This window comes from Streptomyces sp. NPDC059248 (genome assembly GCF_042753905.1).
Taxonomy (GTDB): Bacteria; Actinomycetota; Actinomycetes; order Streptomycetales; family Streptomycetaceae; genus Streptomyces.
Map to the genome: position 1 here is coordinate 19,436 of NZ_JBHYZV010000088.1, position 8,621 is coordinate 28,056.

Sequence of the window (8,621 nt, forward strand, 5' to 3'; positions counted from 1 at the left end):
CCGCGACACCGTCCTCATACGCCCGGCACCTCCCGCTCCCGCCGCCCCTCCGGATCCAGCTCCTCCCGGATCAGCCGCAGCTCACCGGCGGTCGGCTCCCGTGTGTACGGCACCCCGTCCGCCGGGACCGCCAACGGGAAGCCGGTCGCCTCGCGCACCCGCTCCACCGACACCCCCGGATGGACGGAGACCAGCCGCATCGACCGGTCCGGGGTCGCGAAGTCGAAGACGCCCAGGTCGGAGACGACCCGGGGGATCCGGTGGTACCGCGTCGCGCCGGGACCGGCCGCCGCCGCCCGGTCGTACCCCACCCCGCACACCACATCCACCCGGTCCACGAACACCCGCCGCGAATGCCGGGGCACCCAGTAACTGACCGGGTGGTTGAGTGTGTTCACCGGCGCGCCCCGCACCCCCAGCAGCTGCCGCGCCGGGCGCTCCCGGTCGCCGATGCCCGAGATGTTCTGGTTGCCGAACCGGTCGAGCTGGCTCGCGCCCATCATCACGTGCCGCCGCCCGCCGGTGACCATCGTCAGATGCCTGCGGTACGGCAGCCAGCCCTCGACCGCCCCGTCGGCGCCGACCAGCAACGCCTCCCCGTCCGTCAGCAGCAGGTCGGGGGCGAACGTCCGCCGCGCCAGCCGCGCCCCGATGCCCGGGATCGGGCCCATCGGACTGGCCAGCACCTCCCCTTCGCCCCGCCACGCCTCCGCGCAGGCCACGACGCAGTACTCGGCCCGGGTCGCCCCCGCCGGATCCGTGGTGCCGCTCACCGTTCCCCCTCCCGCCAGGCCGCGACGGCCTCCTGGTACGCCCGTTCGTCCCCGCTCAGGAAGCGCGCGGCGAACTCCTCGTACGGTGTGGCCGCGTACATCCGCAGAAACTCCTCGTCCCGGCCGTAACCAGGGACACAGGACGTGAAGTGCGCCCCGTTCGGGGCCGCCACGACCCCCGTCACCGTGTGCCGCGAGACCAGCAGCCGTTGCGGCGCGACACCCCCGAAGCCGTCGACCACTTCCTCGCAGGAGACGTACGCCTCGTCCGCCGCCTCACAGAACAGATCGTCGAAGTACGGGTCGGGCCCCAGATAGGCGGCGTTGCCGCGCCGGTCGGCCCGGTCGAGATGGACGAGCGCCGCGTCCATCCGCAGGGCGGGCATCGCGACGAACTCCTCCGCGTCGGGACCGTCGTCGTACGGCGAGCGGACCGTCCGCAGCTCCGGCACCGCCCGCATCACATCCGAACCGAGCCCGGCCCGTACCGGCAGGAACGGCACCCGGTTGGCGGCGGCCGTCAGCCCCCACAGCATCATCGCCTCGTCGATCTCGGTGAGCGCGAGCCCGCGCCCCTCGCGCACGGCCCGGTAGTGGGGTTCGAGGGGCACCGAATCGAGGGTCACGAAGGCGGTCACCAGCTTCCGGATCCGGCCCGCCGCCGCCAGCAGCCCGATATCCGGGCCGCCGTACGAGATCACCGTCAGATCCGTCACCTCGGACCGCAGCAGCGCCCGGACCAGCGCCATCGGCTTGCGCCGCGCGCCCCAGCCGCCGATCCCGACCGTCATCCCGCTGCGCAGCCGCGCCACGGCGTCATCGGCCGACATCACCTTGTCGGTCATGCCCCGTTCTCCTCTCCGGTGCCGACGGCGTCCGCGGCGTCCCTCTCGTCCGGCCCGTCCCTCTCGCCGAAGGTGTCGCGGACCCGGTCGCCGACCCCGCTCAGCGCGGCCTCGAAGGTGAACCCCTGCTCGAAGCGGTAGCTGTGCCGTACGTCGACGGGGTCGATCCCGTTGATGGCCGCCTTCGCCAGCCGGATCAGGGTGCCGTCCTTGGCGGCGATGTCCCGGGCCAGCGCCAGCGCCGCCGCCGTCAGTCCGGCGCGCGGTACGACCTGCCACACCGAACCGTGCCGGTACAGCTCGTCGGCGGTGACGGTGCCCGATGTGTAGTACAGGGCGCGCATCAGATGCTGCGGTACGAGCCGGGCCAGATGCGTCGCGGCGCCCAGCGCGCCCCGGTCCAGCTCCGGCAGGCCGAACACCGCGTCGTCGGCGGCGACGATCGCGTCCGCGTTGCCGACCAGACCGATCCCGCCGCCCAGACAGAAGCCGCCGACCGCCGCGACGACCGGCACCTCGCACTCGTACACCGCCGCGAACGCCTCGGCGCAGCCCCGGTTGGCGCCGAGCAGCGCCGTCCGGCGGCCCGGGGTGTCGCGCCGCAACTCCTTGATGTCCACACCCGCGTTGAAACCGCGGCCCTCGGCGGCGACGACCACACAGCGGACCCCGGGATCGCGCCCGGCCGCGCGGACCGCGGCGGCCAGGTCGTACCAGCCCTGAACGGGCAGGGCGTTGACGGGCGGATAGTCGGCGGTGACGACGCGGACGCCGTCCGCCGGTGCGGTGGTGGAGACACCCATGACAGGATCAGCTACCTTTCCACCAAACGTTTGTTAGGTGAGGAAGGTAGCAGCCGATGGAGCTGGACGGGAGGGTCGCGGTCGTCACGGGAGGCACGCGCGGCGTCGGCGCGGGCATCGCCCGGGCGTTTCTGCGGGCGGGCGCGACGGTCGTCGTCTGCGCCCGGCGGCCCCCCGAACGCCCGGTAGAAGGGGTGGACTTCGTGCCCCTCGATGTCCGGGACCCCGAAGCGGTGGAGGCGTTCTTCCCGGCGCTGTCGCGGCGATACGGACGCCTGGACACGCTCGTCAACAACGCGGGCGGCACCCCGTACCGGCCGCTCACCGAGGGCGGGGCGGCCCGCCACGCCCGGGTGCTCGACCTTAATCTGACCGCGCCGCTGACCATGAGCGTCGCCGCGCACGGCCCGCTGCGCGCGGCCCGGGGCTCGATCGTGATGATCGGCAGCGTCAGCGGGGGCCGCCCGTCGCCGGGTTCGGCCGCGTACGGCGCCGCGAAGGCGGGTCTGGAGAGCCTGGCACGGTCGATGGCCGCCGAGTGGGCGCCGGAGATCCGGGTGAACACCCTGGTACTCGGCATGGTCAGAACCGAACTCTCCGCCCTGCACTACGGCGACGACGAGGGCGTCGCCGCGGTCGCAGGGACGGTCCCCCTCGGGCGGCTCGCCGAACCGTCCGACGTCGGCGCGGCCGCGGTCTTCCTGGCCTCGGACCGGGCGGCTTACATCAGCGGCGCGTCCCTGCACGTCCACGGCGGCGGGGAGCGCCCGCCCTTCCTCGCGGCCGCCCGCGCGAACCGCCCCGCGGGCCCGTCGCGAGACGCCGACCGCCCCGCGGACCCCGCGCCCCCCGCCGACCGGCCTTCGGGCGCCCCGCCCAACCCGTCGAAGGAGAGCTGAGAGATGACCGGAATCTGTGCGGACCGGGTCGTGGTGGTGACCGGCGCCGGCCGGGGACTGGGGCGGGCGCACGCGCTCGCCTTCGCCGCCGAGGGGGCGAAGGTCGTCGTCAACGACCTGGGTGCCGGGCTCGACGGCGCGGGCGCCTCCGCCGGACCGGCGGCGGACGTGGTCGCGGAGATCCGGGCGGGCGGCGGCCACGCGGTCCCGCACGGCGGCGACATCGCCACCCCCGAGGGCGCGGAGTCCCTGATCGCCACCGCCGTCGACACCTACGGACGGCTCGACACCCTGGTCAACAACGCGGGCTTCCTGCGCGACCGGATGCTGGTCAATCTGACCGAGGACGAATTCGACGCGGTGATACGGGTCCACCTCAAAGGCCATTTCCTGCCCCTGCGGTACGCCGCTGCCCACTGGCGCGCCGAGGCCAAGGCGGGCCGTCCGCCCGTCGCGCGGGTCGTGAACACCACCTCCGGCGCCGGGCTGCTGGGCAGCGTCGGCCAGGGGAACTACGCGGCGGCGAAGGCGGGCGTCGTGGGGCTCACCCTGGTCGCCGCCGCCGAACTCGCCCGCTACGGAGTCCTGGTGAACGCGATCGCGCCCGCCGCCCGTACCCGGATGACGGAACGGGCCTTCGCGGGCCTCGCCGCGCTGCCCGAGGACGTGTCGCCGCTGGTGGTCTGGCTCGGCTCGGCGGCGAACGAGGGGGTGACGGGCCGGGTCCTGGAGTCGGAGGGCGGGCGGCTCACCGTGATGGAGGGCTGGCGACCGGGCCCCACCGCCGACTCCGGCCGCCGCCGCACCCCGGCCGCCGCGGGGACGACGATCCTCAGCCTGCTGGCCCGGTCGGAGGAGCCGGGACCGGTGTACGGGGCGGGGGCGGGCTGAAGCGCCGGAGCCGGGGTCGGCCGGGGTGCCGGTGGCGCCCTGCCGCCGACCGGGTGAACTCTCCCCGAACGTACGGCAGTAGTTATTGACGGGTACATGTCCATGCGCGTCATGATGGGCCCATGCGAATCCCCCCACGTTTCGCCGCGCTCGGCGCCGCCCTCGCCCTCGTCCCCGCGCTCCTCGCCGGAGCCCCCGTCGCCACCGCCGCAACCGCGGTCACCAACACCCCGGCGGCCGCCCGTGCCGTCGCCGCCTTCGACCGGATCTGCCACTCGGCCCTGCCGTCCCAGGCCCATACGACCCTCCGGCTGATCGAGGCTGGTGGGCCCTACCCGTACCGCCAGGACGGATCGGTCTTCCAGAACCGCGAGGGACTGCTGCCCCGCCAGTCCACCGGCTACTACCACGAGTACACGGTGAAGACCCCGGGCTCGACGACCCGCGGCGCCCGCCGGATCGTCACCGGCGAGACCCACCAGGAGGACTACTACACCAAGGACCACTACCGGTCCTTCTCCCTCGTCGACTACCGCTGCTGACCGGCGGCGGGACCGGATCGCCGGAGCGGATAGGGTGCGCCCCGTGACCACGACCTATGTGATCGACGGGGCGGCCGTCCGCGGTCTCGCCGACTTCTGGCGGGTGATCGGCGAGGCCGTCAACGGACCCGGCGGTTACTTCGGCCGCAACTTCGACGCCTTCGCCGACTGCCTCTCCGGCGGCATGGGTACGCCGGACGACGGCGACGTCGTCTTCGAGTGGCGCGACCACGAACTGTCCCAGGCGGCACTCGGCCACCCGGAGACAGCCCAGGTGTTCGAAAGCATGCTGGCGAGGGCCCATCCCTCGAACCGCGCCAGTATCGGCGCCGATCTCGAACGCGCCCGCGCGGGGGAGGGGCCGACGCTCTTCGACGACCTGGTGGCGCTGATCGAGGAGGCGTTCCCCGGCCGCCTGCGCCTGCGCTGACGGCCGGCCCTTCCCGCGCCCGCCCGCTACCGGACCGCGCCCTCCAACAAGGCCGCGATCGCCTCGTGCCCCGTACCGCGTTCGCCGCCGCCGGTGAGTACGCCGTCCCGGAAGACCTCCACCACGACGGTCGCCCCGTCGTCCCCGTCCTCGCCGTTTTCCCGCCGCGTCACCGTCGTCAGCGTCATGGGCGGCCTCTCGTACGCGGCGACGAGCGCCGTCCGCAGCTCGCCCGCGACATCGCGCCCGCGCCAGGAACGCGCCTCCGTCAAGGCGGCCTCCCGGCCCGGGGCGTCATGCGCCAGCAGCACCCGTACCGTCGCCTCCGACCCCTGCGCGGCCGCCGCCACCAGCGGCAGTACGCCGTCGGGGCCGGGCACGCCCGGGTCGGCGCCGTGCTCCAGCAGGACACCGGCCGTGGCCGCGTGCCGGTTGCGTACGGCCCAGGTCATCGCGGTGCAGCCATCCGCCTCGGGGGCGTCGGGACGCGCGCCCGCCGTCAGCAGGGCGCGGACCACCTCCGTCAGGCCGTGCACGGCCGCCCCGCACAACGGCGAGTCCCCGTCCGCCGTCGGCCGCCCCGGATCGGCGCCCGCCGCCAGCAGCAGCCGTACGGTCTCCGCGTCACCGCCGAGGACGGCCGCCAGATACAGGGCCGTCTGCCCGTCGTCGTCGCCGGCCTCCGGGGACACCCCGGCCGCCAGCAGCCGGGCGACCGCCTCGCGATCGCCCCCGTACACCGCCGTGATCAGTTCCCGGTCCCGAGGGGAGCGCGCTCGTGTCATGCGCCGAGGGTACGAGCGGGGGGTCAGGTGTCGCATTCGAGAATCGTCCGGCACAGGCCGCAGCGGGCCCGTACCCGGCCGCGGACCGGGACCCGGATGCGCTGGTGGCAGGTGGGGCAGGGGAAGGAGACCCGCAGCCCGCCGCCGGTGTCGTGCTCGAAGGCGTACGCGGCGGGGGCGCCGCCGCTTCCGCCGCTCCAGCCGTTTCCGTCGCGTACGCCGTTTCCGTCGTCCCGGCGTTCGCGCGCGAACCGCCGGTCCCGCGCGTAGCGGTGCCGCCCGGTCCACCCCGCCGAGGTCAGCGGCGGCTGCCGGGCGTCCCGCAGCGCCCGGTCCCGGCCGCGCTTGTACGCCGTGTACGCCTGGGGCGAGGTGAACCAGGGCGACGGGTCCTCGTCGAAGACCAGCGACCGTTTGGCGAGGACGTAGCCGAACTCCTCCGGGGTGAGATAGCCCAGCTTCTGCCGGGACACCGCGTCCTCGCGGAAAGCGTCCAGCAGCAGCCAGCCCGCGCCCAGATACGTGGTCACGGTGTCGGTGAGGATCTCGTTGTCGCCGGTGGTGGGGAACGAGAGCCCGAGCCGGTGCAGCAGCACATGGGTGACCTCGTGCGCCAGGGCCGCGCCGATATCCCGGCGATGGGTGCGGAAGCGGTCGTTCAGCTCGATGAAGTACTCCGGCCCCGAGGTCAGTTCGACACTCGCCGCGTACTCCATCGCCCGGAAACCGACGATCATCCTGGCGTCCGGCAGCCGCAGATGCCCGACCAGCGCGCGGGCGACCCGCTGGGCGCCCAGATGGAGGTCGTCGGATGCGGAGAAGGCCACGTCGACGGGGAGGACGCTCGGGGCGTAGCCGGCCAGGGCCCCGGGGGAGAGCCTCCGGTGCAGCGCCGTGATCGCGGCCCGGATCGTATCGAGGTGGGGGAAGCCGTGCACCACGGCGTCGGCGCCGCGGGGCCTGTCGCCGTCCGCCCTGACCCCGCCGTCCTTCGCCACCACGTTCCGTACCCCCTGTACGACGTCCGGCCCGCCTTCCACTGTACGGCGCGCGCCCGCGCGGTCGTACGGGTCGCCGGGCGTGCCCGACGGGGTTCGGCCACCCGCGGTACGGAGGGCGTCCACCGGCCCCCTGGCCGAAAACCGCTGCTTGTGGCACTCCGTGCGAGCTGCCCATAATCCCGTTACGTCTTGTCGGGACCATGACAGGTTTCTGGCTCTGTCGCCGGTCCCGGCCGGGCGCGACGGCTCAACCCCCCACGAAAGGCAGTCCCTTGAAGCTTGTGCGAACGCTCAAGAGATGTGTCGCGGCCGCCGCGGTCGCCCTCGCCGCCCTCAGCCTCACGCCCTCCTCGGCCTTCGCGGCGCCCCCACCGGTCGTCGGCGGCACCAGGGCCGCCCAGGGCGAGTTCCCCTTCATGGTCCGGCTCTCGATGGGCTGCGGCGGATCCCTGGTGACCCAGCAGATCGTGCTGACCGCGGCGCACTGCGTCGGCCCGACCGGCAACAACACCAGCATCACCGCCACCGCAGGCGTCGTGGACCTCCAGGGCCCCGGCGCCCTCACGGCCCGCTCCACCAAGATCCACCGGGCCCCCGGCTACAACGGCACCGGCAAGGACTGGGCCCTGGTCAAGCTGGATCGGCCGATCAACCTGCCCACCCTGAAGCTCGCCGAGACGGCCGCGTACAACAACGGCAACTTCCAGATCGCGGGCTGGGGCGCGGCCCGTGAGGGCGGCCCGCAGCAGCGGTACCTGCTCAAGGCGCAGGTGCCGTTCGTCTCCGACGCCTCGTGCCGTACGGCGTACGCGGAACTGGTCGACTCCGAGGAGATCTGTGCCGGGCTGCCCCAGGGCGGCGTCGACACCTGCCAGGGCGACTCCGGCGGACCCATGTTCCGCCGGGACAACGCCAACGAGTGGGTCCAGGTCGGCATCGTGAGCTGGGGCTACGGCTGCGCCCGGCCGAACTACCCGGGCGTCTACGCCGAGGTCTCCACCTTCGCGGCCCAGATCAAGGCGGCGGCGGCGACCCTGTAGCCGACGCGGTACGACAGGTACGCCCGGAACGGTCCGGGCACGGCCTGGCACGGACGAAGGGCGGGCGGCGGCCTCCGCGGGGCGCCGCCCGCTTCGCGTACCCCGGCGTATTCCGTCCCGTCCCGTCCCGTTCGGGTCCGTTCCGGTCCACACCCTGAACACCAGGGAACCGGACGTATCCGCCCCGCGTAAGCTCGACGACCATGACCAGCAGTGACATCGACGAGAACGTCCGCGCCGAACTGGACCGCCTGCGGGGGAGCATCGACAATATCGACGCGGCCGTGGTCCATATGCTCGCCGAGCGTTTCAAGTGCACCCAGCAGGTCGGCCGGCTCAAGGCCCGCCACCACCTTCCCCCGGCCGATCCGGCCCGTGAGGCCCGACAGATCGAGCGCCTCCGCCAGCTGGCCGAGTCCGCGAAGCTGGACCCCGGTTTCGCCGAGAAGCTGCTGGAATTCATCATCGCGGAGGTAATCCGCCACCACGAACAGATCGCGGACGACGAACAGACCGGCGCCGCCGGGTCCGCCGACACGATGAAGGGCTGACGGCTCACGGCTGACGGCCGGATCGTGATGTGGACGGCGTGGGGCCCCGGACCCTCGAAGG

At 73.6% G+C, this 8,621-nt stretch carries 11 protein-coding genes; 6 read left to right on the forward strand and 5 right to left on the reverse strand.

The genetic code is table 11. The annotated features are described in order from the left end of the window. Positions 1–14: 14 nt before the first annotated feature. The 3 genes from ACFXG1_RS28335 to ACFXG1_RS28345 are packed head-to-tail and all read right to left on the reverse strand — an operon-like array spanning position 15 to position 2,421. The gene (locus ACFXG1_RS28335; RefSeq protein ID WP_384719704.1) at positions 15–773 is read right to left on the reverse strand and encodes a CoA-transferase; all 759 of its coding nucleotides are present in this window, start codon (positions 771–773) and stop codon (positions 15–17) included. Continuing rightward, entirely contained in the window at positions 770–1,618 is an 849-nt protein-coding gene (locus tag ACFXG1_RS28340; protein WP_384719706.1) for a CoA transferase subunit A, read from the reverse strand. The genes ACFXG1_RS28335 and ACFXG1_RS28340 overlap by 4 nt, the downstream gene beginning before the upstream one ends. Further along, the gene (locus tag ACFXG1_RS28345) at positions 1,615–2,421 is read right to left on the reverse strand and encodes an enoyl-CoA hydratase family protein (protein WP_384719708.1); all 807 of its coding nucleotides are present in this window, start codon (positions 2,419–2,421) and stop codon (positions 1,615–1,617) included. Before ACFXG1_RS28345 ends, ACFXG1_RS28340 begins: the two co-directional genes overlap by 4 nt. Positions 2,422–2,477: 56 nt before the next feature. Here ACFXG1_RS28345 and ACFXG1_RS28350 point away from each other — a divergent pair, with 56 nt between their 5' ends. The 4 genes from ACFXG1_RS28350 (at position 2,478) to ACFXG1_RS28365 (ending at position 5,183) form a co-directional block, all read left to right on the forward strand. Further along, positions 2,478–3,320 (forward strand): SDR family oxidoreductase, encoded by an 843-nt coding sequence (locus ACFXG1_RS28350; RefSeq protein WP_384745105.1) that lies wholly within the window; start codon positions 2,478–2,480, stop codon positions 3,318–3,320. Positions 3,321–3,323: 3 nt separating this feature from the next. After that, positions 3,324–4,211: an SDR family oxidoreductase gene (locus ACFXG1_RS28355; RefSeq protein ID WP_384745107.1), complete on the forward strand. Its 888-nt coding sequence runs from the start codon at positions 3,324–3,326 to the stop codon at positions 4,209–4,211. A gap of 122 nt (positions 4,212–4,333) precedes the next feature. Beyond that, a complete protein-coding gene (locus ACFXG1_RS28360) occupies positions 4,334–4,753 on the forward strand; it encodes a ribonuclease domain-containing protein (RefSeq protein WP_384719372.1) in 420 nt (139 codons plus the stop codon). Positions 4,754–4,796: 43 nt separating this feature from the next. Next, a complete protein-coding gene (locus ACFXG1_RS28365) occupies positions 4,797–5,183 on the forward strand; it encodes a barstar family protein (protein WP_384719370.1) in 387 nt (128 codons plus the stop codon). Positions 5,184–5,209: 26 nt separating this feature from the next. Here ACFXG1_RS28365 and ACFXG1_RS28370 read toward each other — a convergent pair whose 3' ends face one another. After that, complete coding sequence (locus ACFXG1_RS28370; protein WP_384745109.1) at positions 5,210–5,968, reverse strand: ankyrin repeat domain-containing protein; 759 nt, start codon at positions 5,966–5,968, stop codon at positions 5,210–5,212. A 23-nt stretch (positions 5,969–5,991) separates the two neighbouring features. After that, positions 5,992–6,966 (reverse strand): hypothetical protein, encoded by a 975-nt coding sequence (locus ACFXG1_RS28375; protein WP_384719374.1) that lies wholly within the window; start codon positions 6,964–6,966, stop codon positions 5,992–5,994. Positions 6,967–7,241: 275 nt separating this feature from the next. Here ACFXG1_RS28375 and ACFXG1_RS28380 point away from each other — a divergent pair, with 275 nt between their 5' ends. Both ACFXG1_RS28380 and ACFXG1_RS28385 read left to right on the forward strand, forming a co-directional pair. Further along, positions 7,242–8,009, forward strand: coding sequence for a S1 family peptidase (locus ACFXG1_RS28380; protein WP_384719364.1), 768 nt, complete (start codon positions 7,242–7,244; stop codon positions 8,007–8,009). 203 nt (positions 8,010–8,212) lie between these two features. After that, entirely contained in the window at positions 8,213–8,560 is a 348-nt protein-coding gene (locus tag ACFXG1_RS28385; protein ID WP_384719362.1) for a chorismate mutase, read from the forward strand. The last annotated feature ends 61 nt before the right edge of the window (positions 8,561–8,621 follow it).

Coding starts and splice junctions, on each gene's coding strand:
- ACFXG1_RS28340 (WP_384719706.1), bottom strand. CDS start 1,618: ATGACCGACAAGGTGATGTCGGCCGATGACGCCGTGGCGCGGCTGCGC.
- ACFXG1_RS28355 (WP_384745107.1), top strand. CDS start 3,324: ATGACCGGAATCTGTGCGGACCGGGTCGTGGTGGTGACCGGCGCCGGC.
- ACFXG1_RS28345 (WP_384719708.1), bottom strand. CDS start 2,421: ATGGGTGTCTCCACCACCGCACCGGCGGACGGCGTCCGCGTCGTCACC.
- ACFXG1_RS28350 (WP_384745105.1), top strand. CDS start 2,478: ATGGAGCTGGACGGGAGGGTCGCGGTCGTCACGGGAGGCACGCGCGGC.
- ACFXG1_RS28360 (WP_384719372.1), top strand. CDS start 4,334: ATGCGAATCCCCCCACGTTTCGCCGCGCTCGGCGCCGCCCTCGCCCTC.
- ACFXG1_RS28370 (WP_384745109.1), bottom strand. CDS start 5,968: ATGACACGAGCGCGCTCCCCTCGGGACCGGGAACTGATCACGGCGGTG.
- ACFXG1_RS28385 (WP_384719362.1), top strand. CDS start 8,213: ATGACCAGCAGTGACATCGACGAGAACGTCCGCGCCGAACTGGACCGC.